The sequence below is a fragment of the Ruegeria sp. HKCCD7559 genome, from assembly GCF_013110575.1.
Classification (GTDB): Bacteria; Pseudomonadota; Alphaproteobacteria; order Rhodobacterales; family Rhodobacteraceae; genus Ruegeria.
On the sequence record NZ_WVQU01000005.1, the window covers coordinates 199,027 to 225,671 of the forward strand.

At 57.9% G+C, this 26,645-nt stretch carries 25 protein-coding genes; 9 read left to right on the top strand and 16 right to left on the bottom strand.

Features of this window, described 5'->3' with window-relative positions; all coding sequences use genetic code 11:
• Nucleotides 1–21 precede the first annotated feature (21 nt).
• The 3 genes from fdhF to GS605_RS14895 all read right to left on the bottom strand — a co-directional run bounded on the left by fdhF (nucleotide 22) and on the right by GS605_RS14895 (nucleotide 5,489).
• Nucleotides 22–2,805 (bottom strand): formate dehydrogenase subunit alpha, encoded by a 2,784-nt coding sequence (gene fdhF / locus GS605_RS14885; RefSeq protein WP_171724459.1) that lies wholly within the window; start codon nucleotides 2,803–2,805, stop codon nucleotides 22–24.
• Nucleotides 2,806–2,818: 13 nt separating this feature from the next.
• Nucleotides 2,819–4,522, bottom strand: a complete 1,704-nt coding sequence (locus GS605_RS14890) for an NAD(P)H-dependent oxidoreductase subunit E (protein WP_171724460.1) — start codon at nucleotides 4,520–4,522, stop codon at nucleotides 2,819–2,821.
• Between the two features lie 85 nt (nucleotides 4,523–4,607).
• The gene (locus GS605_RS14895) at nucleotides 4,608–5,489 is read right to left on the bottom strand and encodes a LysR family transcriptional regulator (protein WP_171636780.1); all 882 of its coding nucleotides are present in this window, start codon (nucleotides 5,487–5,489) and stop codon (nucleotides 4,608–4,610) included.
• 287 nt (nucleotides 5,490–5,776) lie between these two features.
• On the opposite strand from GS605_RS14895, the gene GS605_RS21275 reads away from it, so the two are divergent.
• Nucleotides 5,777–6,097, top strand: coding sequence for a GFA family protein (locus GS605_RS21275; protein ID WP_371807768.1), 321 nt, complete (start codon nucleotides 5,777–5,779; stop codon nucleotides 6,095–6,097).
• A gap of 78 nt (nucleotides 6,098–6,175) precedes the next feature.
• Here GS605_RS21275 and ychF read toward each other — a convergent pair whose 3' ends face one another.
• Nucleotides 6,176–7,273, bottom strand: a complete 1,098-nt coding sequence (gene ychF, locus GS605_RS14905) for a redox-regulated ATPase YchF (RefSeq protein ID WP_171724461.1) — start codon at nucleotides 7,271–7,273, stop codon at nucleotides 6,176–6,178.
• A gap of 198 nt (nucleotides 7,274–7,471) precedes the next feature.
• Between ychF and GS605_RS14910 the strand changes: the two genes are divergently transcribed.
• The 7 genes from GS605_RS14910 (at nucleotide 7,472) to GS605_RS14940 (ending at nucleotide 13,501) form a co-directional block, all read left to right on the top strand.
• On the top strand, nucleotides 7,472–7,960 hold the full coding sequence (locus GS605_RS14910) for an acyloxyacyl hydrolase (RefSeq protein ID WP_171724462.1): 489 nt from the start codon (nucleotides 7,472–7,474) through the stop codon (nucleotides 7,958–7,960).
• A 78-nt stretch (nucleotides 7,961–8,038) separates the two neighbouring features.
• Nucleotides 8,039–8,830: a tryptophan synthase subunit alpha gene (trpA, locus tag GS605_RS14915; protein ID WP_171724463.1), complete on the top strand. Its 792-nt coding sequence runs from the start codon at nucleotides 8,039–8,041 to the stop codon at nucleotides 8,828–8,830.
• Between the two features lie 146 nt (nucleotides 8,831–8,976).
• Complete coding sequence (locus tag GS605_RS14920; protein WP_171724464.1) at nucleotides 8,977–10,143, top strand: alpha-hydroxy acid oxidase; 1,167 nt, start codon at nucleotides 8,977–8,979, stop codon at nucleotides 10,141–10,143.
• Nucleotides 10,144–10,393: 250 nt separating this feature from the next.
• Nucleotides 10,394–11,047, top strand: coding sequence for a 50S ribosomal protein L25/general stress protein Ctc (locus GS605_RS14925; protein WP_171636768.1), 654 nt, complete (start codon nucleotides 10,394–10,396; stop codon nucleotides 11,045–11,047).
• A gap of 142 nt (nucleotides 11,048–11,189) precedes the next feature.
• Complete coding sequence (gene pth, locus GS605_RS14930; protein WP_171724465.1) at nucleotides 11,190–11,870, top strand: aminoacyl-tRNA hydrolase; 681 nt, start codon at nucleotides 11,190–11,192, stop codon at nucleotides 11,868–11,870.
• Nucleotides 11,871–11,953: 83 nt separating this feature from the next.
• Complete coding sequence (locus GS605_RS14935) at nucleotides 11,954–13,117, top strand: serine hydrolase (RefSeq protein WP_171724466.1); 1,164 nt, start codon at nucleotides 11,954–11,956, stop codon at nucleotides 13,115–13,117.
• Nucleotides 13,118–13,126: 9 nt separating this feature from the next.
• Nucleotides 13,127–13,501, top strand: a complete 375-nt coding sequence (locus GS605_RS14940) for a DUF2237 family protein (protein WP_171724467.1) — start codon at nucleotides 13,127–13,129, stop codon at nucleotides 13,499–13,501.
• A gap of 54 nt (nucleotides 13,502–13,555) precedes the next feature.
• Here the strand turns inward: GS605_RS14940 and GS605_RS14945 are convergent, their stop codons facing one another.
• The 10 genes from GS605_RS14945 to GS605_RS14985 form a co-directional block, all read right to left on the bottom strand.
• On the bottom strand, nucleotides 13,556–15,208 hold the full coding sequence (locus GS605_RS14945) for an Ig-like domain-containing protein (RefSeq protein WP_171724468.1): 1,653 nt from the start codon (nucleotides 15,206–15,208) through the stop codon (nucleotides 13,556–13,558).
• A gap of 671 nt (nucleotides 15,209–15,879) precedes the next feature.
• On the bottom strand, nucleotides 15,880–17,127 hold the full coding sequence (gene trpB / locus GS605_RS14950) for a tryptophan synthase subunit beta (RefSeq protein ID WP_171724469.1): 1,248 nt from the start codon (nucleotides 17,125–17,127) through the stop codon (nucleotides 15,880–15,882).
• Between the two features lie 68 nt (nucleotides 17,128–17,195).
• Nucleotides 17,196–17,531 (bottom strand): hypothetical protein, encoded by a 336-nt coding sequence (locus GS605_RS14955; RefSeq protein WP_171636762.1) that lies wholly within the window; start codon nucleotides 17,529–17,531, stop codon nucleotides 17,196–17,198.
• A gap of 47 nt (nucleotides 17,532–17,578) precedes the next feature.
• Nucleotides 17,579–18,220 (bottom strand): phosphoribosylanthranilate isomerase, encoded by a 642-nt coding sequence (locus GS605_RS14960; RefSeq protein ID WP_171724470.1) that lies wholly within the window; start codon nucleotides 18,218–18,220, stop codon nucleotides 17,579–17,581.
• Nucleotides 18,221–18,231: 11 nt separating this feature from the next.
• Nucleotides 18,232–18,582, bottom strand: coding sequence for a lipopolysaccharide assembly protein LapA domain-containing protein (locus GS605_RS14965; RefSeq protein ID WP_171724471.1), 351 nt, complete (start codon nucleotides 18,580–18,582; stop codon nucleotides 18,232–18,234).
• Between the two features lie 7 nt (nucleotides 18,583–18,589).
• Complete coding sequence (gene ihfB, locus GS605_RS14970; protein WP_050603110.1) at nucleotides 18,590–18,874, bottom strand: integration host factor subunit beta; 285 nt, start codon at nucleotides 18,872–18,874, stop codon at nucleotides 18,590–18,592.
• A gap of 270 nt (nucleotides 18,875–19,144) precedes the next feature.
• Nucleotides 19,145–20,821, bottom strand: coding sequence for a 30S ribosomal protein S1 (gene rpsA / locus GS605_RS14975; RefSeq protein ID WP_068337749.1), 1,677 nt, complete (start codon nucleotides 20,819–20,821; stop codon nucleotides 19,145–19,147).
• A 231-nt stretch (nucleotides 20,822–21,052) separates the two neighbouring features.
• Nucleotides 21,053–21,370, bottom strand: a complete 318-nt coding sequence (locus tag GS605_RS21075) for a DUF6525 family protein (protein WP_371807764.1) — start codon at nucleotides 21,368–21,370, stop codon at nucleotides 21,053–21,055.
• Nucleotides 21,371–21,496: 126 nt separating this feature from the next.
• Nucleotides 21,497–23,182, bottom strand: coding sequence for a tryptophan halogenase family protein (locus GS605_RS14980; protein WP_171636759.1), 1,686 nt, complete (start codon nucleotides 23,180–23,182; stop codon nucleotides 21,497–21,499).
• 193 nt (nucleotides 23,183–23,375) lie between these two features.
• Entirely contained in the window at nucleotides 23,376–23,912 is a 537-nt protein-coding gene (locus GS605_RS14985; RefSeq protein ID WP_171724472.1) for a hypothetical protein, read from the bottom strand.
• A 217-nt stretch (nucleotides 23,913–24,129) separates the two neighbouring features.
• Here GS605_RS14985 and GS605_RS14990 point away from each other — a divergent pair, with 217 nt between their 5' ends.
• Entirely contained in the window at nucleotides 24,130–24,606 is a 477-nt protein-coding gene (locus GS605_RS14990; RefSeq protein WP_171724473.1) for a YHS domain-containing (seleno)protein, read from the top strand.
• 21 nt (nucleotides 24,607–24,627) lie between these two features.
• On the opposite strand, the gene cmk is transcribed toward GS605_RS14990, so the two are convergent.
• Both cmk and aroA read right to left on the bottom strand, forming a co-directional pair.
• Nucleotides 24,628–25,245, bottom strand: a complete 618-nt coding sequence (gene cmk, locus GS605_RS14995; protein WP_171724474.1) for a (d)CMP kinase — start codon at nucleotides 25,243–25,245, stop codon at nucleotides 24,628–24,630.
• The gene (aroA, locus tag GS605_RS15000; RefSeq protein WP_171724475.1) at nucleotides 25,242–26,588 is read right to left on the bottom strand and encodes a 3-phosphoshikimate 1-carboxyvinyltransferase; all 1,347 of its coding nucleotides are present in this window, start codon (nucleotides 26,586–26,588) and stop codon (nucleotides 25,242–25,244) included. Before aroA ends, cmk begins: the two co-directional genes overlap by 4 nt.
• Nucleotides 26,589–26,645 lie beyond the last annotated feature (57 nt).

Sequence of the window (26,645 nt, forward strand, 5' to 3'; positions counted from 1 at the left end):
TTGTTCAGTCTGGCCGCGATCTTACTCCGCTGCCATCGCATCCTCGATCTTTTCGACACGAATGGCCGAGAACTTGAACTCGGGGATCTTGCCGTAGGGGTCGATAGCCGAGTTCGTCAGGATGTTCGCCGCCGCTTCGACATAGGCAAACGGGATGAACACCATGTCTTCGGCAATGGCCCGGTCGGCGCGCACCATGATTTCAATCGAACCGCGACGCGTGGTCAGGCGGATCATTTCGCCCGGTTCAATCCCCATCAGCTTCAGCGTGCGCGGGTTCATCGAGCAGTTGGCTTCTGGCTCGACCGCGTCAAGAACCTTTGCCCGGCGGGTCATTGAACCGGTATGCCAATGTTCCAGCTGACGGCCGGTGGTGGCAATCATCGGGTATTCATCATCGGGCGCTTCATCAGGCGGGATGACATTGGCCGGAGTGAACCTTGCTTTGCCCCCCGCGCGGGGGAAGCCATCGCCGAACACAATAGGCTGGCCGGGATCGGTTTCGCTGAGCGACGGATAGGTGATCGTCTCGTTTTCCAGCCGTTCCCACGTGATATTGTCAAGCGACTGCATGGTCAGTTTCATCTCGGCAAAGACCTCGGACACATCTGTGTAATCCCAGTTCAGCCCGATACGCTGCGCCAGTTCGACCGTGATCTTCCAATCCTCGCGCGCCTCACCCGGAGGCGCCACGGCCGGACGGACACGTTGCACCTGACGGTTGGTGTTCGAAACCGTGCCGTTCTTTTCATACAGCGCCGAGGCCGGCAGGATGATGTCGGCATAGTTCGCGGTTTCGGTCAGGAAGATGTCCTGCACGATCATCAGGTCCAGCTTGGCCAGGGCCTCACGTGCGTGGCCAACATCCGGATCGGACATGGCCGGGTTTTCACCCTGAATGTACATGCCCTTGATGTTGCCTGCATAGGCTTGGTCAATGATCTCGGTGACGGTCAAACCCTTCTCGTTTGAGAAATCGTCCGATTTCCAGACCTCGGTGAACTGCGCGCGAATGCCGTCATCCGTCACCGTCTTGTAGTCCGGCAGGAACATCGGGATCAGCCCGGCGTCTGATGCGCCCTGCACGTTGTTCTGGCCCCGCAGAGGGTGCAGACCCGCGCCGGGTTTGCCGACATTCCCGGTCATCAGGGCCAGCGAGATCAGGCAGCGCGAATTGTCGGTGCCGTGGATATGCTGGCTGACGCCCATGCCCCAGAAGATCAGACCCGCCTTGGCATTGGCAAAGGTGCGCGCAACGCGACGCAGCTGATCCGGATCGATGCCGCAGATCGGTGCCATCGCCTCGGGCGTGAACTGGCGCAGGTGCTCTTTCTCGGCCTCCCAGTTCTCGGTCCAGCGGTGGATGTACTGGCTGTCATAAAGCTCTTCTTCGACGATCACGTTCATGATCGCGTTCAGCATCGAGACATCGGCACCGGGCCGGAACTGCAGCATTTCGTCCGCGAATTTGCGCATGCCGACGCCGCGCGGGTCCATCACGATCAGCTTGCCGCCGCGCTTGGCGAACTGCTTGAAATAGGTGGCCGCGACAGGGTGGTTTTCAATCGGGTTCGACCCGATGATGATGGCCACATCGGCATTCTCGATCTCGTTGAAGGTCGCCGTCACCGCGCCCGAGCCCACGTTCTCGATCAGAGCGGCAACGGACGAGGCATGGCACAGACGGGTGCAGTGGTCGACATTGTTGTGTTTGAAACCCTGACGGATGAACTTCTGGAACAGATAGGCTTCCTCGTTGGTGCATTTGGCCGATCCAAAGCCCGCAACGCTGCGCGGGTCTTGGTCGCGCAGGGCCATCAGTCTGGTGGCCGCCAGATCCATCGCCTCTTCCCAGGTCGCTTCGCGGAAATGGGTCGACAGGTTGCCGGGATCAACGTTCAGACCTTTTGCCGGTGCATCCTCGCGCCGGATCAGCGGTTTGGTCAGGCGGTGCGGGTGGTGGATATAGTCGAACCCGAACCGGCCCTTGACGCACAGACGGCCTTCGTTGGCGGGGCCGTTGATGCCCTCGACATATTTGACCTTGCCGTCCTTGACCTTGAGGCTGACCTTGCAGCCCACCCCGCAGAAGGGGCAGACGCTTTCGGTTTCGGAATCGTAATCCTTGCTGTCGCCATGCTGCTGGTCGTCCAGGACGGTGGCGGGCATCAGCGCGCCGGTCGGGCAGGCCTGAACGCATTCGCCGCAGGCCACGCAGGTCGACTCGCCCATCGGGTCGTTCTGGTCGAACACCACCTGCGCGGTATGCCCGCGCCCGGCCATGCCGATCACGTCATTCACCTGAACGTCGCGGCAGGCGCGGACGCAGAGGTTGCAGTTGATGCAGGCATCCAGATTGACCCGCATCGCCACATGGCTGTCATCCAGCAACGGGATCTTCTCGGGCTCTTTCGCCGGAAAGCGGCTGTCGCTGACATCGTTCAGCTTGGCCATATCCCAGAAATGGCTCGATTTGTCATGCGGCTGCTCGGGCTGGTCGGCCACCAACAGTTCCATGACCATGGCGCGCGATTTTTCGGCGCGGTCGGTGTCGGTTTTCACCACCATCCCGTCAGCCGCCGGACGGATGCACGAGGCGACCAGCGTACGCTCGCCTTCCACCTCGACCATGCAGGCGCGGCAGTTGCCATCGGGTTTGTAGCCCGGCGCCGGTTTGTGACACAGATGCGGGATCACCAGTCCACGGCCATTGGCCGCTTCCCAGATGGTGGTGCCTTCGGGCACGGTGACGTCATCGCCGTTCAGGTTGAAGGTGACGGTCTTGTTTGGGCTTGCATCAAGCATGGCTCTGTCTCCCTCAGATTTCTTCAGCGAAGTGTTTCATGACCAGGCGGATCGGGTTCGGGGCCGCCTGCCCCAGCCCGCAGATCGAGGCGTCGCCCATCACCTGGCACAGATCTTCCAGCAGGTCGGTATCCCACTTCTCGGCCTGCATCAGCTTCACCGCCTTTTCGCAGCCCGCCCGGCAGGGCGTGCACTGGCCACAGCTTTCGTCCTCGAAGAACCGCAGCATGTTCAGCGCCGCATCGCGGGCCGTGTCCTGATCGGACAGAACCACAACCGCAGCGGATCCGACGAAGGTGCCCAGCGGCTGCAGGGTGTCAAAGTCGAGCGGGACGTCGTCGATGCTGGAGGGGAGAAGACCTGACGACGGCCCGCCCGGTTGATACGCCTTGAACACATGACCTTCGGCCATGCCCCCGGCGGCATCAATCACGTCAAGAATGGTCGACCCTGCCGGCAGCAGGTAGACGCCGGGTTTCGCCACCCGGCCCGAGACCGAATAGCTGCGCAGCCCCTTGCGGCCATTCTTTTCAACTGAATTGAGGATCTCCGGACCTTCCCGGCAGATTTTGGACACCCAGTAGAGCGTTTCCACGTTGTGCACCAGCGTCGGTCGTCCAAAGACGCCGACCTGCGCCACGAAGGGCGGGCGATGACGCGGCAGGCCCTTTTTGCCCTCGATCGATTCGATCATTGCGGATTCTTCGCCGCAGATGTAAGCGCCCGCGCCGCGACGTAGGTCAATATAGCCCCGCTCGACGATTCCGGCATCTTCCAGCGCGGCAATCTCGCGCCGCAGAATCTCCAGCACAGCTGGGTATTCGTCGCGCATGTAGATGAAGCAGGTCTCTGCCTGAACCGCCCAGGCAGCGATCAGCATACCTTCGAGGAAAACATGCGGCGTGTGTTCCAGATAGTAGCGATCCTTGAAGGTGCCGGGTTCGCCCTCGTCCCCGTTCACGGCCAGATAGCGCGAGCCGTCATTCATGCGGACAAAGCCCCATTTCTTGCCCGACGGAAAACCGGCGCCGCCCAAACCGCGCAGGCCCGAGGCCAGAACCTGTTCCTGAACCACTTCCCAGTCGCCGCCCTCGCGCAGCTCTTTCAGCTTGGTATAGCCGTCATTGGCCTCGTAGGCCGCGAAGGTTTCGTAATCGGGTAGATGAGCATGGGTGTCATCGGCAGCAATAGCGGCCTGCACCTTTTCAGGGGTCGCGTGGTCGATATGGTTGTGACCAATCTCGAGCACCGGTGCCGTGTCGCAGCGTCCCATGCAGGGCGCGCGCAGAACGCGCACTTCGGACGGGTCCAGCCCATCCTCCAACGCTTTTTTCAACTGCTGCGCACCAGCCATTTCGCAGGACAGGGAATCACAGACACGAATGGTCAGCGCGGGGGGCGGTGTTTCACCTTCTTTCACCACGTCGAAATGGGCATAGAAGGTCGCGATCTCGTAAATCTCGGCCTGCCCGATCCGCATCTCGACGGCCAGCGCGGCAATATGGTCGGCGCTGATATGGCCGTGCGTGTCCTGAATCAGATGCAAATACTCGATCAACAGGTCGCGGCGGCGTGGGCGGTCGCCCAGCAGGCGCGCAATTTCGGCCTGTGCTTCATCCGTAAACTGTCGGCCTTTGGGCGTGTGCCGCCCCTTGCCTTTACCTGACTTCCAGACGCCCTTGGGTGCGCCTGATGGCTTGGTGTCTAATGGTGCCATAATGCCCTCCGATTCAGGCCCCGTGTCTCATCAGGCTAGCATATCGTCAAATCGCTTTTTGCAATCGCACGATAACGACATCTTATCACCGTAAAGACGTCACCACAGCGCGCAGTGCCTGCACCGTTGGCAGTTCAGGATCTCGGCTCAGGGTGGCCAGACAGATCGGTTTGCTGACAATCGGATCGACCAGCGGCAGCACCTTTGTCCCCTGCAACTCGCCCAATGCCCGAATAAGGACACGTGGCACAACCGTGGCAGCCAGCCCCTCGCGTGCCATCACCATCGACGCGGTAAATCCGCTGGTTTCGGCAACCACGTCCGGGTGCAGCCCCTGTTCGGCAAAGATACGATCCAGAATACGCCGGTTTTGCATCTGCGGCTCGAGCAGGCTCAGCGGAAATTCAGCCACGCGCGCCCAAGGCAAGGGGCCGTTTTCGTCCGTCATGTGTGACGGAACCAGCAGAACATAGGTTTCCTCGTACAAAGGTTGCACCTGTCGCAGATCGGTCCCGATGCTGTCGCCATATGTTATCCCGGCGTCCAGGCTTCCTTCGTCCAGCCGGTGTTGAATGGCGGTGGCAGACATGGTTTCGATGCGCGTAACGATGCGCGGATGCGCTTGCCGAAAGCGTTTGGTGAGGCGCCCGGTAAAGGCGATGGCCGTCGGAATCACGCCAAGGATCAGCGTACCGGTGATCTCGCCCTTGGTGGCCAGCACCTGCTGTTCCAGTGCTTTGGTGTCATCGAGAATGCGACGCGCCCGCTGGACGATCATCTCGCCCTCTTCGGTCAGACCCTGAAACCGGTTGGCGCGGCGGACGATAGAGACGCCCAATCGGTCTTCGAGGTTACGGATACGCATCGAGAACGCGGGTTGAGATATCCCGCATTCCTCTGCCGCCTTGGCAAAATGCCGATGCCGTGCCAAGGCACTGAGCAATTGCAGGTCGCGAATTTCGATCATCTCAGGGCATTCCTGTTGGCGGGTCGTTCGTCAGAGTATCGGATATTCGACGGCAGAGAAAAGAGCGCTTAAATTGCGCGGGCTGCGACTTGTGATTCCCGAACTCAAGGCATTTACCATGCAGGAACAGTGAATCGTATGACGTCTTCAACCAAGCGAAACAAAGCTGACAAAACCCGGAAATTACCTTAGCTTCCAGAGGCGGAGGTTTCAGGATGACGGAACGAATAACAGGTGGGTGCAAATGTGGCCTGGTTCGCTATGCAGGCACCCGACTTGATGTACCAATGTTTCGCTGTCACTGTCGCGACTGCCAGCACCTCACAGGTTCCGGGCATTCAGAGATGATGCCTTTGGTCCGTGACTCTTTTGAAATAAGTAGTGCTTGCAAAACGTACGAAATGCTGGGCGGGTCGGGCAACCCAACGTTCAGCGGCTTCTGCCCGAACTGTGGAGCGCAACTTACAAGGCGCAGCAGTCTTATGGATGATCGTATCTATGTTCACGCATCATCGCTAGATGATCCGCGAAAATACAACCCGGAAAAATCAATCTATCAAGAGTCTGCGCAATCTTGGGATGCAACCTCAGTCGTCGGACAGACTTAAAAGCACAGGACAGTTTATTTCCCGATTTGAGTTGGCGGGCCTCGATACGCCAATACGATTGCGGATTGTGGCGCAATTTCAGGTGTTGAACAAAAAGTGCATCACGTCGCCATCCTTGACGATATAGCTTTTCCCCTCGGCCCGCATCTTGCCTGCCTCTTTTGCCCCTTGCTCGCCGTTGCAGGCGACAAAGTCTTCATAGGCGATGGTCTCGGCGCGGATGAATCCCTTTTCGAAATCACCATGAATGACACCAGCCGCCTGCGGTGCAGCGGTGCCGGTGCGGATGGTCCAAGCGCGGGCCTCTTTCGGGCCGACCGTAAAATAGGTTTCCAGTTTCAGCAGGTCGTAACCGGCACGGATCAGACGGTCGAGACCGGGCTCTTCCAGACCCATTTCCTCAAGGAACATCTGTGCCTCGTCCGCTTCAAGCAGGCTGATCTCTTCTTCGATCTTGGCGCTGATAATGACGTGAGAGTTGCCCTGGGCGGCAGCCATCTCGGCAACTTTCGCCGAGTATTCGTTGCCTTCAGCGGCTTCTTCCTCGGACACGTTGCAAACATAAAGAACCGGCTTGGTGGTCAGCAGTTGCAACATCTTCCAGGCCTTGGCGTCCTCGTCCGAAACCTCGACCAACCGTGCAGGTTTGCCGCCTTCCAGCATCTTTTGCGCTTCGGCAAGCAGGCGGTCCTGCTGTTGGGCCTCTTTGTCATTGCCTTTCAGCTTGCGCACCAGATTGGCGCGGCGCTTTTCGATGCTTTCCAGATCGGCGAGCATCAGCTCAGTCTCGATGGTGTCAGCATCGGCCACGGGGTCGATGCGGCCTTCTACATGGGTCACGTCGCCATCTTCGAAACAGCGCAAGACATGGGCGATGGCATCGACCTCGCGAATATTTGCCAGAAACTGGTTCCCGAGCCCCTCGCCTTTCGAGGCCCCCTTCACCAGTCCGGCGATATCCACGAATGTCATGCGCGTCGGGATGATCTGTTTTGACGATGCGATTGCGGCCAACTTGTCGAGCCGCTCATCCGGCACGGCCACATCGCCGACATTGGGCTCAATCGTGCAGAACGGGAAATTCGCGGCTTGCGCGGCAGCGGTTTTGGTCAACGCATTGAACAGGGTCGACTTGCCCACGTTCGGCAGACCCACGATTCCCATCTTAAAGCCCATAACGGCCTCCTGCATAGAATACGAACGCAGCTTCTATGCAGGTCCGCATCAATGCGCAAGTGATTGCCGGGCCACTTTGTTTGAGTCCCTTCGGCCACATCACGAAATTGTTCTCAAATCGTGTTCTTGTCGGCCCTGAAAACCGAAGGGTAGGATGAACAATTAACATAGCGCGATCAAATTAAATGGCGGAATATAATGGAAAAACTACTTCTTGCAGCCGTACTGACGGTCTCTACATTTGCTACAGCCCATGCTCAGACGGTTGTTCTTGGTGCCGGGTATTCAGATTTTTCCGAGGCGACGTCCGAAGATCAGGCACTGATCGCTCTCGAGTACCATCACACTCCTTTTCACGAGGCAACTCGGTTCAGTGCTGGCTGGGGTGCTGCGTTTTCTGTGAACGAAGACGGGGATACGCATATCGGTGTTGGGCTGGTCGGGCTATATTCTCTGGGTGAGCGCTGGTTCGTCGAAGGCAGTGTCATGCCGGGGTACTTCAATGCCAGCAACGACCAGAACGACCTGGGCGGAGACTTTCAGATCCGCAGCCTTTTGGGTCTTGGATATAACCTGAACAACGGCAACAGAATGTCAGTTGCGATCACGCACAAGTCGAACGCCAGCACCAACGATGAGAACCCTGGTGTAAACGCGGTTCTGCTGCGGTACCATCTGGGCTTCTGAGCTATTCCTGCGTTGGCGGGATTGATTTTCGGTCAAAGTTTCTGCACACGGGTCCAAACCCGATTGCAAGGACATCCGATGACCCGTATCGACGCTAAGTTTGCCGCCCTGAAAGCCGAAGGAAAGAAGGCTTTTGTTGCCTATGTGATGGCAGGGGACCCGGACTATGACACCTCGCTCGACGTGGTCAAAGGCCTGCCCGGCGCGGGTGTGGACATCATCGAACTTGGTTTGCCCTTCACTGATCCGATGGCGGATGGCCCCACAATTCAGGCAGCGGGTCAACGCGCGTTGGACGGCGGGATGACGTTGCAGCGCACATTGGATCTGGCGCGCGCGTTCAGGGAAACAGATGACACAACGCCAATTGTCCTGATGGGGTACTACAACCCGATTTACAGCCGGGGTGTAGAGGCTTTTCTGGCCGATGCCAAAGATGCCGGTATTGACGCGCTGATCGTTGTCGATCTGCCGCCCGAGGAAGACGAAGAGCTTTGCCTGCCTGCGCAGGCGGCCGGCCTGAACTTCATTCGCCTTGCAACACCTACCACGGATGACCAGCGCCTGCCGCGCGTTTTGCAAAACACCTCGGGCTTCGTGTATTACGTCTCAATCACTGGCATCACCGGCGCGGCCGAGGCGCAGGCAACGGATGTGGCCCCCGAGGTTGCCCGTATCCAGGCCGCAACCGAGCTGCCGGTGATCGTGGGCTTTGGCATCAATACGCCCGAGAAATCCCGCAATATCGCGTCCGTGGCAGATGGTGCCGTAGTCGGATCGGCGATCGTCAGCCAGATCGGTGCAGGCAAACCGGTCAATGAAGTGCTGGATTTTGTAAAGTCCCTGTCGGATGGCGCTCATAGCGCCTGATCCCGCAGATAACACAAGACTAAAAAGCCTGCCGCAGACTGTTCTGGGGCAGGCTTTTTTTGACTGCCCGACGCCGGGCCAGATCATTGCAGGCGTTGACATGCATTGGTAAGGAAAACGAACCAGTAAGTTCGGAGGTCTGAGTAATGCCTGTGATAACCAATATCGAAAACCTCAGGCGCATATACGAGCGTCGCGTGCCGCGGATGTTCTACGATTACGCTGAAAGCGGCAGCTGGACGGAACAGACTTTCCGCGAAAACAGTTCCGATTTTGAAAAGATCCGCCTGCGCCAGCGGGTTGCCGTTGATATGTCCGGGCGTTCGACGGCCTCGGAAATGATCGGCCAGAAGGTGTCAATGCCGGTCGCGTTGGCCCCGGTCGGGTTGACGGGGATGCAGCATGCGGACGGAGAGATGAAGGCCGCCAAAGCCGCCGAGGATTTTGGTGTACCCTTTACCCTTTCCACAATGTCGATCAACTCGATCGAAGACGTGGCCGAGCACACCGACAAGCCGTTCTGGTTTCAGCTCTACACGATGAAGGACGATGACTATGTCAGCCGTCTGATCCAGCGGGCCAAGGACGCCAAGTGTTCGGCGCTGGTGATTACGTTGGATCTGCAGATTCTGGGCCAACGGCACAAAGACCTGAAGAACGGCCTGTCCGCACCACCCAAGCTGACCGCAAAGACCATAGCGAACCTGATGACCAAATGGGCCTGGGGCATTGAAATGCTGGGTGCCAAACGGCGCGAGTTCGGCAATATAGTGGGACATGTGCAAGGTATCTCGGACGCGTCTTCACTGGGGGCCTGGACCGCTGAACAGTTCGACCCCACCCTCGACTGGAGCAAAGTCGAAAAACTGATGGAAAAGTGGGGCGGAAAAGTGATCCTGAAAGGGATACTCGACGCGGAAGATGCCAAAATGGCTGCCAAGCTGGGAGCGGATGCCATAGTCGTGTCGAACCATGGTGGGCGTCAGCTGGATGGTGCGCTCAGCTCGATTCGGGTATTGCCCGAGATCATGGACGCTGTCGGCAACGATGTCGAAGTGCATCTGGACAGTGGTATCCGCTCGGGTCAGGACGTGCTTAAGGCATTGGCACTGGGGGCCAGGGGGACGTATATCGGCCGCGCATTTGTTTATGGGCTGGGCGCCATGGGCCAGAAAGGCGTCACCACCGCGCTGGAAGTGATTCAGAAGGAACTGGATACAACAATGGCGCTGTGCGGTGAAAAAACCGTTAGCGCGCTGGGGGCGCACAATCTTCTGGTACCAGAAGATTTTGGTGGTCGCTGGCAAGCCTGAGACCGCGGCAGATTTGGGGCTCTGCCCCCGCCGCCCGTTCCGGGCGTCTCCCCCGGGATATTTGTGGCCAGATGAAGCAGCGGACCCTTCACTCATTTGACGAAGAACACTCCGAAGCGCGCGGTTGGGCCATAGAGAACGACAAGCTGTGATTTCCCCCCTTTCCAAACCGGATGAATCGAGATAAGGACGCGGCTTCACGCGGGTATACAGCCTTGGAGGATACCCGCCCTAACATTGGAGAATTATCATGGCTGGAGAGATTCCTGATCTCGTAGCTCTGGAACGGACGGGGACAGGCAAGGGCGCCGCTCGCAAAACGCGCCGCGAAGGCATGGTTCCGGGCGTAGTGTTTGGCGGCGACAAAGATCCGCTGCCGATTCAGATTCCGTTCAACGAACTGTTCAAGCGCCTGAAGGCCGGTCGCTTCAAGTCGACCCTGTGGAACCTGAAAGTCGAAGGCCATGAAGACGTTCGCGTCATCTGCCGCGACGTTCAGCGTGATGTCGTCAAAGACCTGCCGACCCACCTGGACCTGATGCGCCTGCGCCGGACCACCAAGATCGCACTGTACATTCCGGTTGAGTTCATCAACGAAGATGAAGCCCCCGGCATCAAGAAGGGCGGCGTGCTGACCGTTGTCCGCCCGGAAGTCGAGCTGTTGTGCACCGCAGGTGACATTCCTGAGAAGATCACCGTTGATGTGGCCGGAATGAACATCAACGACGTCGTCACCATTTCGTCGGTTGAACTGCCCGAAGGCACCAAGCCGACCATCGACCGCGACTTCGTGATCGCAAACGTCTCGGCACCGACCGGTCTGTCGACAAGCGACGACGAAGAAGGTGAAGAAGCAGAAGTTGCAGTCGATGAAGTCGAAGTCGTCGGCAAAGAAGAAGAATAAATTCGGATCAAACGTCTGATTTTTGAAACGGGGTTCTGACGAACCCCGTTTTTTTTGTGGTTATGACGCGCGGCGCCGGCTGGATTTCCATGGCAATTCCGGGCATCACATAGCCTCGAGGCTATAGAGGCGGAGCATGGTCATGAAACTCTTTGTCGGATTGGGAAACCCGGGGCAGAAATACGCCCGAAACCGGCACAACATCGGGTTCATGGCTGTGGAGCGGATTGCGGAAGATCATGGGTTTGGCCCATGGAAGTCCAAGTTTCAGGGCGAGATCTCGGAAGGGCGGTTAGGGTCTGAAAAAATCTTTTTGCTGAAACCACAGACCTTCATGAACCGGTCCGGTCAATCCGTGGGTGAAGCGATGCGTTTCTACAAACTCGAGTCCACAGATGTTGTCGTGTTCCATGACGAGCTGGACCTCGCCCCGGGCAAAGTGCGGGTAAAGGCGGGCGGCGGACACGCTGGGCATAATGGTCTGCGTTCGATCCACGACCATATAGGCGCAGCCTATGACCGTGTCCGGCTTGGGATCGGACATCCGGGCCGCAAGGAAATGGTCTCGGCTTATGTCCTGAGCGACTTTGCGAAATCCGAGAGTGACTGGCTGGACGACGTTCTGCGGGGTGTTTCGGACGGCGCGCCCCATCTGGCGCGAGATGATGGCGGTAAATTCATGAACGCGGTGGCCCTGCGCACTGCTCCGCCCCGGTCGTCCAAGACGGCCGCTCCGAAAGCTGAAACCGCATCTAAGGCACCTCCGAAGCCACCAGCCGACGAACGGTCGGCCATGCAGAAACTGTTGGACAAGTTCAAATAGCGCCCCGCCCTCTTTCCGTTACGTCGGCGTTGCGAAAGCGGGATGTCCACGTTCCAATACACGCAAACAAGGGAGGCTATGCGATGCGGTCCATACTGAAGTGGGTTCTGCGCATTGTGCTGGCGCTGGCTTTGGCCGCCGCTGCCGTTGGGCTTTGGAAACGCGAAGAGTTACAGCGCCTGATGGCGGTGAACTCTCTGTTTTCCGAGGACAAGATCGTTCACAACTTTTCGCATATGGATGAAGCCTTTCTGACCGTGGATCTGCCGCGTGGAAACGCCCCAACATGGGAACTACCCTACGGCGAAGGTTTCGATCTTCCGGAAGGCACCGACACTTGGATCAATGAACGCTCGGTCACTTCTTTGCTTATCATGCAGAACGGCAAGATCCGGTTCGAGGAATACTATCTGGGCACCGGTCCCGATGATCGCCGGATTTCGTGGTCAGTGGCAAAAAGTTATCTGTCGGCGCTTTTCGGCATTCTCCTGCAAGAGGGCGCAATCGATTCATTGGATGATCCCGTCGTCAAATACGCCCCCAAACTTGCAGGCAGCGCATATGACAGGGCGACAATTCGGAACGTTCTGAACATGGCCAGCGGCGTCACGTTTGACGAAGATTATCTGGACCCGAAATCTGACATCAACAGGATGGGCCGTGTGATTGCCCTGGGCGGTGAACTGGACGATTTCGCGGCCTCATTGCAGGACAGTTTCGCGCCCCCCGGTGAAACCTGGCAATATGTTTCCATAGACACGCATGTATTGGGCATGGTGATACGCGGGGCGACCGGTCGCAGTGTCGCGGATCTTTTGACGGAAAAAATCCTTCAGCCCCTGGGCCTTGAGCGGGACGGGTATTATGTCACTGACGGCGCTGGTGTCGCCTTCGTTTTGGGCGGATTGAACTTCACGACACGTGACTTTGCACGGTTCGGGCAAATGATCCTGCAAGATGGGGCATTGAACGGCCGGCAAGTGGTGCCCTCCGACTGGATATTCGAGGCAACTCAACCCAGCGCCCCGACCGCTCAGGGGAAGATTGGATATGGGTACCAGTGGTGGATCCCGCGCGGCGCCCATGAGGGAGAGTTTCTGGCCCGGGGCGTGTATGGGCAATACATCTATTTCAACCAACCTCGCGGCGTTCTGATTGTGTCTACCGGCGCTGATCGGAAATTTCGCGACACTGGCGTAAACGACCAGAATATCAAAATGTTCCGCAAGATCGCAGAAAGCCTGTAAGGTGTGTTCATGCAGAAGGAAGACAGTATCAATGTACTCGGCGGCGTTCTGGCGCCCTGCTCACGCGATCCTCTGACCGGGTTCTTCCGCGACGGTGCGTGCAATACCTGCCCCGAGGATCAGGGAAGCCATACGGTTTGTGCCGTGATGACGGCCGAGTTTCTGGCATTCTCGAAATACGTCGGCAATGATCTGAGCACGGCTCGGCCCGAGTTCGATTTCCCGGGCCTCAAGCCCGGTGACAGCTGGTGTCTGTGTGCCGGCCGGTTCCTACAAGCCCATGACGAAGGATGCGCCCCAAAGGTTCACCTGGAGGCGACCCATCAACGCGCGCTCGAGATTGTGCCGCTTGAAATCTTGCTTCAGAACAAGGCGAATGCCTAGACAGCCATTGCGCCTGGGGCGAGACCTGATCCGCGATCCAGTTTCGCCCCAAGGTCAGAACGCCATTTGCCAGATCAGGCTGATGCTGTAGTTTTCAAAACCGCTTTCACCAATGCCATCGTAGAACACGTTTGCTGCAAGCAAGCTGTTGTTTTCCAACCGATAGTCCAGGCCCAGATCCGCACGGGCTCGGGCGGTGTCGCCAATCGGTGTCACGCCCGGGGCGGTGCCAGTACCCGAAGTCGTGCTCCAAATCCCCGAAAGCCCGCCCGTCAGCATCATCTCTCCTCGTGACACTTGAAGCGGGTGGCTGAAATCCACACCCAGCCGTGCCGTCGTCAAACTGAAATCCTGCTGTGGAATCAGATTACCCAAGCTGTCGGTATAAGCTTTCTGATCGTCACTGGCATAACTTACGTCCAGCAAGGGCATCAATGTCAGGGCGCCACGCTTTATCTCACCTGTTACGCGCGACTGGACCAGCCAACGGTCACTGTCGAAACTGTCTTCGTAGGTGCCAAACGGAGAGATGTTGTTGTCGGCCTGGCCATAAAGTACCCGCCCTTCAAGAAACACCGAATGATTGGGCAATTTTGCCACCACATAAGGACCAACCAGCCAGCCCGTACCGTCCACGCTGGCCGGGCCGTTTTCCGTTTCGGCATAGTCGAACTGAAGCATGGCGCCGATCAACAGGTTCGAATTGATCTGGCGATGAGCCCCGACAACAGCCAGTGCATAGGAGTTGTCATAATCATCCTGAGAACTCCAGTTGCCGGTCACACTGAACCAGACGGGGCGCGCCGGATCACTGGCGAAATTCAGATAGCCCGAGCCCTGCGTGACCGAAGCGTCCAGTACACCCGACCCCGAACCTTGCAGAAACTGGGTCAGTTTCGGCTGGTTCGACACAAGGCTGCTGGCCCGGGCGTTCTGGAACGCCTGAATCTGACGTTGAGCATTTGTCACGGCCTGAAGCGTGCTAACCCTGTTCGACTCAAGGTTCAGATTTCCAGCCGCGTCCGAGAACACCCCTGCCGGAATGAAAAGCTCGATGGTACCGTTGTTCTGGGGCGTCAAAGTGGCGACATAGCTGGTGCCGGACCCGGTCAGAGTGGTCGTTGCATTGGTGACGGACAGGTCGCCCACGGTGAAATCGGTGCTTGGTTCGCTCAGCGTAATGGTTGCTTGAAACGTTCCGCTGCCGGTCGGCGTCAGGGCCCCAATCGTTGCAGTTGGCTGTGTCGTATCCACCAGAACGCGCGTGTTGACGATTTGGGTGTTCGTTACACCGGACAACGCGATCTCATAGCGATAAAGCGGCCCTCCGACGGTTTCGCGCGCATTGAACGTAATCCCCATATACCCGTCTGCCGCATATGTGGAATCCGCGCCATCCTGACTGAGAATGGTTGCGCCGATATAGCCCAGGGAAGCAAGGCCGGCAGGCGTGATCGCACTCAGGTTCAGAATGCCGTTGTTGAAATAGAAACTACCGCCGGGAACCTGCCCCGACCCACCCAGCGAAACAAAGGCCGATCCGGTAAGTGGGATATTGTTGAAAAAGATGCTTCCCCCGTTCGGCGTCGGAACTGAGGTTATGAAGAAGCCGCCACCAAGGGCCGCACCCTCTTTCGCGCTTCCGATCATGAGTGCTGAAATCAGAAAACAGAGGCACAACAGCCTCGAAATAACGGACCTGACCATTTTACCTCCTACAACACCGCGAGGGCGCTAAACACCAGGGCGCCCGGGCAAAGACACTGTGCCCCGAGCCACGTCATCCATTGTCCCATCCATTGCAGAGACGTCCCCTGAACCGGCCGCAACTACGCCAGTTACCCAATAGTTAATTCAAATTGGAGACACTGTATAGAATTGGAAGCAACTCAACTTTGGCGTGCGGGCCACATGGCTGTGCACAAACCAAAAGACAAAGGCAAAAAATGTCGGAAAGCACTTCGAACCCCGGTGTTTTCAAGGAGTCTTCTCGGCAAGACGTCACAACAAGCCGTGACTTTGCAAGTCACGTGCTCAAAATATGCCGGTTACAGATTCTCGACCTTGACGGGATATTCGAAACAATCCCAGGCAGAGATCGCAACTGGCAGTTGTCGGGAAACAAATGCAGGCACAATGATCGAGGTTTCCCAGCAGCCGGCGATTCCTCGGGCCTCTGTGTTGTCCTTACATGCGCCTTGGCGGCGGCCCTTTTTTGCAGGGCAACCTGATTTGGGCGGACATGTCACATGTTTGACTATCCCGCCTGTCCTGCCCTGGAACGTCAGGACGTTTCGCCTTGAAAATGCTGCTTTCAGGACCGCTTGAGCCAAGGACGCCATAACAGAGCAACCGGGACATGCCGCCCCGGTTCACACTCAACCCGCCGTACGGCCTTCGGTGTCTGACATATCGAAATTCAGATATTTGGCCACGGTCTGAACGTCCTTGTCTCCACGGCCGCACATGTTCATGCAGATCAGGTGATCCTTGGGCAATTCCGGTGCGATCTTCATCACATGGGCCAATGCGTGGCTTGGTTCCAGCGCTGGGATGATCCCCTCGGTTGCGCAGCTCAGCTGGAACGCCTCGAGCGCTTCCTTGTCAGTGATCGAGACGTAATTCGCGCGTCCAATTTCGTGCAACCAGGAATGCTCGGGCCCGATGCCCGGATAGTCCAGCCCGGCCGAGATTGAATAGCCTTCAAGAATCTGGCCATCGTCATCCTGCAACAGATAGGTCCGGTTGCCGTGCAGCACGCCCGGCCGTCCGCCAGTCAGCGAAGCGCAATGCTCCATTTTCTCGTTCACACCTTTTCCGCCCGCCTCGACGCCTATGATGTTGACGTCCTTGTCGTCGAGGAAAGGATAGAACAGACCCATCGCGTTCGAACCGCCGCCGATTGCCGCGATGATCGTATCTGGCAAACGGCCTTCAGCCTTCAACATCTGCTCTTTCGCTTCCTTGCCGATGATCGACTGGAAATCGCGGACCATTGCCGGATAGGGGTGCGGCCCAGCCACGGTGCCGATGCAGTAGAACGTGTCGCGCACATTAGTCACCCAGTCGCGCAGCGCGTCATTCATCGCATCCTTGAGCGTCCCACGACCCGAGGTCACAGGGATCACCTCGGCCCCCAGAAGACGCATGCGGAATACGTTCGGGGCCTGACGCTGCACGTCGTGCGCCCCCATATAGACAATGCATTTCAAGCCAAACTTGGCACATACGGTGGCGGTGGCCACGCCGTGTTGCCCTGCCCCGGTTTCAGCAATGATCCGGGTCTTGCCCATACGCCGCGCCAGAATTATCTGCCCCAGCACGTTGTTGATCTTGTGCGCGCCGGTGTGGTTCAGCTCGTCACGCTTCAGATAGATCTTGGCACCCCCCAGATGCTCGGTCAGGCGTTCCGCAAAATACAGCGGCGAAGGACGACCCACATAGTTTGCCCACAGGTCATCCATTTCGACCCAGAACGTCGGATCATCTTTGGCCTTGTTGTATTCCTCTTCCAGTGACAGGATCAGCGGCATCAGAGTTTCACTGACAAAGCGCCCGCCGAAGATGCCGAAACGTCCCTGTTCGTCAGGGCCGGACATGAAGGAATTGAAAAGATCGTTGGCCATGGGTGTCTCCCTCGTCGTATCTGTTGTTCATAGGTGGTGGCAGCGGGATTTGCCATGGGCAAAACGCATCATTCCACAACCTGCGTGTTTTGACGCCAGACCTGAACCGCCTGCGCCGAGCTGGGCACACCAATGCACGGAAAATGATGAAACCTGTTCACATCCGCCAAACGATCGGCCGCCAACAAGGCACGCCTGTGTGGGCCGGATTGGGAAAATGTCAGCATTGCTTCGATGTCTTGCCAGACACTGAATGAAAAATAGATGCCATCCTGCCTGAACAAGTCAGCGTGCAGGCACAATGGGTCGCCTTGCGCCTGCCGACAGGCCTGTCCCGCGCGCCAGAAGAACTCCGGCGCATGGTACCAATGTTTCAAGGAAACGCCCCCGATTGCTGCGAGCATGCTCAACCCCTCTGTTTCGTGGGGTACGCAGCAAGATCTTTATCAGATCACCTGAGAGCCGATGCAAAGTCGCGGATCAGGGCAGCATCTTTCACACCCGGCGCGCTTTCGACACCGGATGACACATCCACCTGCCGGGCACCTGTCATCCGGACTGCTTCGGCAACGTTCTGGGGTGTCAGGCCACCGGCCAGCATCCAAGGCCGGCGCCAGTATTTCCGTCCGGCCAACAGCCGCCAGTCAAAAGCCAACCCGTTGCCGCCCGGCAATTCAGCCTCTCTGGGCGGTTTCGCATCGATCAGCAGTTGATCGGCCACCTCCGAGTAAAGATCGACGGCCGCCAGATCCTCGGCCTCGGCCACTCCTATGGCTTTCATCACCGGCAAACCAAATCGCTCGCGAATTTCGGAAACCCGTTCGGGCGATTCCTTGCCATGCAGTTGAAGCATATCAAGCGGTACAGTCGAAACGATTCCGTCCAATTCTTCGTCAGTGGCATTCACCACCAAAGCCACCTTGGCAACGCCAACTGGGACCAGATGCGCCAGTTCTGCGGCCCGCGAAATATCCAGATTGCGTGGCGATTTCGGAAAGAAAACGAACCCAACATAGCCTGCCCCGGCGTCTGCCGCAGCGCGCACGTGATCCGGTGCGGTCAGACCGCAGATTTTGAACCGAACATCAGGCATAGCGGTCAGGCTCAGCTCGCCTCATCCAGAATGGCAAGTACATCGTCCTTGCCTTGGTTTTGCTTTTTCTTGAGCTTCTTGACTTCGCGCTCAAGCTTGCGCACTTCGGTTTTCTTCACGGTCGCGTCGCGGCGGTGCTTGTGTTCCCGCAGCCATTCCCACAGGAAACCAATAACCAATCCTGCCGCAACACCTCCCAAAACCACCAGAAACAGCGGCAGTGACGCGCTGAGGTTAAAACCAAGAAGCTCGGCCAGAGCATCCGGCATCAGTTTCAGTTCTACGGACTGAACATTGGCAAGAGACACGGAAATCAGGATGATCCCGAGAGCCGCCAGAAAAGCATATCGAAGGTAGCGCATCATGGTGTCAGGCTTTACCGTTCAATCGATCCCTGAGCAACTTGCCAGTTTTGAAAAACGGTACACATTTTTCTTCGACCTGCACCGTTTCGCCCGTGCGCGGGTTGCGCCCAACACGTGCGTCGCGTTTTTTCACGGAAAAGGCACCAAAGCCCCGCAGTTCGACACGGTCACCGCGCGCCATGGCGTCTGTGACTTCTTCGAATACGGTGTTCACGATCCGCTCGACATCACGCTGATAGAGATGCGGGTTTTCGTCAGCGATTTTCTGAATCAATTCTGAACGGATCATGCGTGATACCCTCCCAGGCAGCCGGTGTGACAGGTCTACTGTTTTGACAGTATAGGAAAAAACCCGGAAGGGGGGAACGGATACTCTGAGTTTTGAGGCTTTATTTTGCCACATTCTCGCGCGAAATTTTATCTGTCAGGCCGATTTCCACACTTAATGCGCGATCAATCCCCTAATTAACCCTGCGGTTCGGAACATATTGATTCGCAACAAAAACGGCCCCGCACTGTCGTACGGGGCCGAAATTCATGCTTGGGATACTGCCTTGGCTCAGTCGCCGGATTTCAACGCTGCACCCAGGATATCGCCCAGCGATGCGCCCGAATCGGAAGAACCGTACTGTTCCACGGCCTCTTTCTCTTCGGCGATCTCGCGCGCCTTGATCGACAGGCCCAGACGACGGGTCTTGCTGTCGACGTTGGTGACGCGGACGTCGACCTTGTCGCCGACCGAGAAACGCTCGGGGCGCTGTTCGGCACGGTCACGCGACAGATCCGAACGACGGATGAACGACTTCATGCCTTCGTATTCGACCTCGATGCCGCCATCTTCGATCGCGGTGACTTCGACGGTGATGACCGAGCCACGCTTCACGCCGCCCACGGCTTCGGCGAACTTGTCACCGCCCAGGGCTTTGATCGACAGCGAGATACGCTCTTTTTCGACGTCAACTTCCGAGACAACCGCCTGAACGACATCGCCCTTGCGGTAGTTCTGGATTGCATCCTCGCCACGCTCGTCCCAGGACAGGTCGGACAGGTGAACCATGCCGTCGATGTCGCCTTCGAGGCCGATGAACAGACCGAATTCGGTGATGTTCTTGACTTCGCCTTCGACCTCGGTGCCCTCGGGGTGGGTTTCTGCAAACACTTCCCACGGGTTGCGCTGAGTCTGCTTCAGGCCCAGAGACACGCGACGCTTGGCGCCGTCGATTTCCAGAACCATGACGTCGACTTCCTGGCTGGTCGAAACGATCTTGCCGGGGTGGACGTTTTTCTTGGTCCAGGACATCTCGGAGACGTGCACCAGACCTTCGACACCGGCTTCCAGCTCGACGAACGCGCCGTAGTCGGTGATGTTGGTGACACGACCCTGATGGACCGAGCCCAGCGGGTACTTGGCAGCAACCAGATCCCACGGATCTTCCTGCAACTGCTTCATGCCCAGGCTGATGCGGTGGGTCTCTTTGTTGATCTTGATGACCTGAACCTTGATGGTTTCGCCGATCGTCAGGATCTCGGACGGGTGGTTCACACGGCGCCATGCCATGTCGGTGACGTGCAGCAGGCCGTCAACGCCGCCCAGGTCAACGAATGCACCGTATTCGGTGATGTTCTTGACAACACCCTCGACGGTCTGACCTTCGGACAGGTTGCCGATGACTTCGGCACGCTGTTCGGCACGCGATTCTTCCAGGATGGCGCGGCGCGAAACAACGATGTTGCCACGGCGGCGGTCCATTTTCAGAATCTGGAACGGCTGCTTCAGACCCATCAGCGGGCCAGCGTCGCGCACGGGGCGCACGTCAACCTGCGAGCCGGGCAGAAACGCAACTGCGCCACCCAGATCGACGGTGAAACCACCTTTGACCCGACCAAAGATTGCACCTTCGACGCGCTGGTCGTCGGCATATGCTTTTTCCAGACGGTCCCATGCCTCTTCACGGCGGGCCATCTCGCGCGAGATGACGGCTTCGCCACGGGCGTTTTCTGCGGCACGCAGGTAAACTTCGACCTCGTCACCTACAGCGATTTCAGGGGCTTCGCCGGGATTTGCGAATTCTTTCAGATCAACGCGGCCTTCCATTTTGTAGCCGACGTCGATGATGGCCTGGCCGGCTTCGATCGCCAGAACCTTGCCTTTGACAACAGAACCCTCTTCGGGTGTGTCCATTTCGAAGCTTTCATTCAGGAGGGCTTCGAATTCCTCCATGGATGCGTTAGCCATGTGGCGTTGTTTTCCTTTACAATACGTTTTTGCTGGCCGAGCGGTTGTCTCCGCCGGTCTTGTTTCATGGTGCCATCGGACGTGACCCGGTGCGCCCCTGAGCAAACAAACACAAAGGGCCGAGGTAACCCGGCCCTGCTCAGAAACGTCATCCGGACGTTGACCGCCCTTGTATCGACAGCGCGCGTATAGGCGGATTCCCCGGTATGTGCAAGGGCAAAGCCCATATTTTCAAGGTTTGGCGGCTCTGTACCCAGGCGCGTTGCCGGTTTTGAAGGTCCAAACCCCGGCATCGCGCCGCAGCATGGCCTGTTCAATTGCGTCCAGTCGCATCAACGCTGCGGAAGGGTTGCGCGCGCCTCCGGCCCGGGTCCAAATTTTTTGCGCAGAAACGGGGCTCCACGGCAAACTTGCCGAGGCCAACCACTGGCGCAGCCCTGACGGCAGAGAGTCGTAAACCTGCATAGGCGCCGCCTGTCGTCTCCGACGTTTGAGGGTGCTCCGCAAGTTCCGACCCTTTGTTTGCCCTTGTTTCTTCTGTTGTCGCAATGCGGTCGCCTTTCACTATATATGTGATTACATTACATATTGATAAAACAGTTGGAAGTAAAAAAGACGGGGAGTTTGAACCCCGCCTTTCCTGCAAACATTCCCTGCGCGACGGGCAGGAAGCAGTCAGAACAGTTGCAAATCCTTTTTACCGCTTTGGATTTCAGCAAAGTTCGGCATGTTCTCGATGACCACAGGGGCTGGCGCCGTGCCCGGCATCGCCACTGTCGGCTTCATTGCCGCCGCCATTCCAAAGGCAGGTTGATCAAGTTCCCCCCGGATATCGCGCAACAGTGTTTTGTGATCCGGCATGGATTTAACGATCTTCGCCAGATCCATTTTCGCGTTCTTCATACCCTGGAACCAAATCGGTTTCTTCAACGGTCGAAGACGATCACGGATGCCTGAACCATAGCCCGTATCATAAACCTGTTTGCCCAAAAGAACGGTTTGATAAACGCGGCTGTCAAACAAAGTGGCGAACTCGATATCGTGATCCATCGGCAGGCGATACTGCCACAGTTCAAGATTTTCGGCCAACCGATCCGGTATCTTCATCTCAGTGCGCGCATCGATCCAGTATTGGTCATCGGTACGGTTGCCCAACCGATAGTGTAAACAGATGAATTCCAGTACCTCGTTATAAAGCTTGTCCATCTGCCGATTGTATCTGTCCCTCAGCGAAGGCTCGATGTCTCGCGTGGGCAAATGCTCGGCGAACCAGCGTATCGCATGGTCAATCATATGGATCGCCGTGCTTTCCAGCGGTTCAATGAACCCGCCGGACAGGCCTATGGCCACGCAATTCTTGACCCAGGCATTGCGCACGCGACCGACGCGCATCGGGATCACGCGCGGTGTCAAACCTTTGCCGCTGTCACCCAGCCACTCAAGGTACTCGTCCGCCGCCTGGTCATCCGTTCGGTGTGCCGACGAATAGACATATCCTGTGCCCACACGGTTAAAAAGCGGCACGCGCCACGTCCAACCTGCGCCCAAGGCAGTGGATCTGGTGGCGCTTTCGATCTTGTCAGGATCCGGATGCTCGATCTGCAACGCCATGGCCCTATCATTGGGCAGGTAGTCCGAGTAATCCAAAAATGGCTCACCGAGTGCCTTGTTGATGATCAGCCCACGAAACCCGGTGCAATCCACGACCATCTCAATATCATGGCGGCCTTTTGCCTCGAGCATGAGATGACTGACATTGCCCTGTTCATCCAGCTCGACCGTTTGCACCTCATCCCGGATATGTTCCACTCCGCGCTTCGTGCAGACCCTGGTCAGCATGCCTGCAAACTTTACGGCATCCAGATGATAGGCATAACCAAACCGTTGTTCGAATTCCGGCTGCCCCAACTGACGCGCGCCCTTGCACAAACGGGCCAGATCATCATGCGGCGAGATGGACTGCGTGAAATCCCTGTCGCCATTGCCGAAGCGCAGGAAATACTCGGCAGCCTCCAGTCCCTCAAGCATCTGGCCGTGCGCAAAGGGGTTCATGTAGTCGATGCGATTGCCCTTGGCGTCATTGTTCCAATTGCAGAACTTCACACCCAGCTTGAACGATGCGTTTGTCTCGCGGAAGAAACTCCGCTCTGAAATGCCCGCCTGACGCAGCGTGACAGGCATCCGCGGAACCGTGGCTTCACCCACCCCCACGGTCGAGATGTTCGGGCTTTCGATCAGACAGATTTGCGGTCGATCCTTGGGCGCTGACGTGCGGGAAAACACCATATCCAGGATCAGCGCGGTCATCCATCCAGCCGTACCGCCACCCACGATAGTGATTTTGTTCAAACGATTGTTCATGTAGTTTTGTCCCTGTTGGCTCGGGAATTTTTTGCTGCGCCCCTGCTTTTTGCGGGTTGTGTCGCAGCTTTCCCTTTTCGCTGGGAAGAAACTATAACAGCTTTCCTCAATCCATCTAGGGTCTATGAAGGCCCGGCCGCGCAACGTCGGCCAACCAGCAGGCGTCACGCCATTCCCATATTCACGGTGCAGGTCAGATCTCTTCGCCTTTCTTCAGCAGTTCTTCAATCAACTCACGTTGCAGATCGGTGCTGTCGCCGCCTCCGAACTCTGCCGCGCCACCGGAATACAGGGTGCCATATGTCCTGGCGATGTTCACAGTCTGGGCCAGCCCCGAGATCAGCTGATCTTTTTCCAACAGGGACAACGGGTGGATAAACGCAGCCCACAAGGTGCCATTGGCGATCGCGTAACGGGCATCCAGAGTGCTGCCGAAATTGGCCTGCATCATTCGAATCAAGTCTTCCTCCGACAGCGCCTCGGCGCTGCGGATCGGGACCATGGCCCGCATCCGATCCGCATTGGTGTCGGTGATGACCAAGACCTGTACCCCTGCAATCGTCAATTGAAACCCGGGGCCGCTCGGCTCTGCTTCGGGGTCAAGCGCGAAAAGAATGTTGCCCAGCCGTTCGTACGTCATGGGCGGCTCGGCTTCGGGTGGGCTTTGCACGGGCTCTTGCGCGGCAAGGCTTCGGGCAATGAAAACAAGAATGAGGGCTAATCGGATCATGATGGCACTCCTGCAGGCATTCTTTCAGCATAGGTACGCAAAACCACACTGACCAAACAAAGCTTGGTGAACGCGCCTTCTGGCCATTCAGATACTTGTACGATCTGCAATATCTGATGGCCTATCTGCGATTACACGTCCAACTTTCACCCCCTAACTATGTTTCACCGGTCGACGATCCGATCGACCCGAACCCAGAACCAAGAGGAAACGTGTAATGAAAACTATCGTCTTCACCGCCCTGGCGGCCGCCATCGCCCTGTCCACTCCGGCTTTTGCCGCGGACGAAATTAACGTGTCGAACGGCATCTCGGCCGCAGGTGCCCCGCTTGCCGCACATGGGGTCGATCTGGTTGCTTTGGTCAATGATGGCAACCCGGTCGAAGGCTTCGCCACCCACTCGGCGACATATGATGGCGCGTCCTACTACTTCACCACCGCCGCCAACCTAGAGGCGTTCATGGCGAACCCGGCGGCCTATCTGCCGCAGCATGGTGGATTCTGTTCATTCGGCGTGTCGGTCGGCAAGAAGTTCGACGGAGACCCGGATCAGTACCTGGTCGCAGATGGAAAACTGTACCTGTTCCTGAACGCCGAAACCCGCGCGGCCTTCCTGAAGGACGTTCCCGCCACCACAAAAACGGCGGACGAACAGTGGGCAAATATCAAGAGCATCGCCGTAGGCGAGCTGTAAATGTCGCCCCTGCCTGCGACGTCAGCGCGTCGCGGGCAGTTTTGCGCTTATGAGTTCAAGCGCTTTGGCCAATGCAGCCTCGATACTGAGGTCTGTTGTGTCCAGTCGCACTGCATCCTCGGCTGGCTTCATCGGCGCAGCGCTGCGCTCTGCGTCGCGCGCATCCCGCTCTTTGACATCTGCCAGAACCTGTTCGCGCGTCACGTCAGCACCTTTTGCGCTAAGCTCCAGAAACCGGCGTTCAGCTCGCACCTCTGGGCTGGCCGTTACAAACAGCTTCACCTCGGCATTGGGACAAATCACCGTCCCGATGTCGCGCCCATCCAAGACGGCACCGCCCGACCTTCGGGCAAAGGCGCGCTGAAAATCCACCAAGGCGGCGCGAACCTCGGGGATCACCGCCACTTTGGATGCGGCCTGCGCGATTTCAGCCGTGCGCAGATCACCCTGCTCAAGCTCTTCGGCGGTCAGGGCCTGCGCTGCTTCAAGCGCGCCAAACCCTTCAAGAGTACGCCGCCCAACGGCGCGATACAGCAAGCCGGTGTCCAAATGCGCGAACCCGAAATGCGCCGCAACGGCCTTGGAGATCGTGCCCTTGCCCGCAGCCGCAGGTCCGTCAATGGCGACAGTGAAGCTCACCTGCGCTCTACCTTTGCACCAAGCGACGCCATTAACGGTTCAAAAATCGGGAAGGATGTCGCGATCGGACCACCATCATCCACGCTTACCGGGTTCTGCGCGCCCATGCCCATCACCATGAAGGACATGGCAATGCGGTGATCCAGGAAGCTTTCGCACGTCCCGCCGCCGGGAACCTTGCCGATACCCAACCCTTCGACCGACCACCAGTCGTCACCCTCGTCGACCGTGACGCCGTTGGCGCGCAGACCGCGCGCCATGGCATCGATGCGGTCGCTTTCCTTCACCCGGAGTTCCTTCACTCCGCCCATCATCGTGGTGCCCGTGGCGTTTGCGGCAACCACGGACAAAACGGGATATTCGTCAATCATCGAGGCCGCGCGTTCAGGCGGTACGTCAATACCCTTCATGTCTGGCGAGTATTTCGCGCGCAGATCGGCAACCGGCTCGCCGCCCTCTTCGCGCTCGTTTTCATAGGTCAGGTCGGCGCCCATCTCGCGCAGCGTCGTGAACAGGCCCGCGCGCGTGGGGTTCAGGCCGATACCCGGCACCAGAACGTCCGAACCGGGCGTGATCAGCGCCGCGCAAACCGGGAAGGCCGCGCTGGACGGGTCGCGTGGAACGGCGATGACTTGCGGCTTCAACTCCGGGCGCCCCGTCAAAGTGATGACCCGGCCTTCGTCGGTGTCTTCCACCGTAATTTCGGCACCGAAACCGGACAACATCCGCTCGGAATGATCGCGGGTCGCCTCTTTCTCGATAACCACGGTTTTACCGGGGGCATTCAGCCCCGCCAGCAGGACGGCGGATTTCACCTGGGCCGAGGGCACCGGAACTTCGTACCGGACCGGAGTCGGGTCTGCCGCACCGACGATCGTCATGGGCAAACGCCCCCCCGAGCGGCCCACGGCCTGCGCACCAAACAACGCAAGCGGATCCGTTACTCGCGCCATGGGACGCTTGTTCAGGCTGGCATCGCCGTTAAAAGTTGCCGTAATCGGCGAGGTCGCCATGGCACCCATGATCAGCCGGACTCCGGTGCCGGAATTGCCGCAGTTAATCACCTGATCCGGTTCGGCAAACCCGCCAACGCCCACGCCATGCACGGTCCATTCGCCGCCGCCATGATCTGTGACTTCTGCCCCGAAGGCCCGCATTGCCTTTGCGGTGTCCAAGACGTCCTCACCTTCGAGCAACCCCGATATCCTGGTCTCGCCTACAGCCATCGCGCCAAGGATCAGTGACCGGTGCGAAATTGACTTGTCGCCCGGCACCTCTGCCGTGCCGGTCAGCGGGCCGCAGGGATGCGAAGTCATCGGGATGGGCGTTCCGTGTCCGGACATGGGGGCTCCTTTTGCGCTATCAGTGCTCAAGCCGATTAGCGAATTGGCACCGGTTGG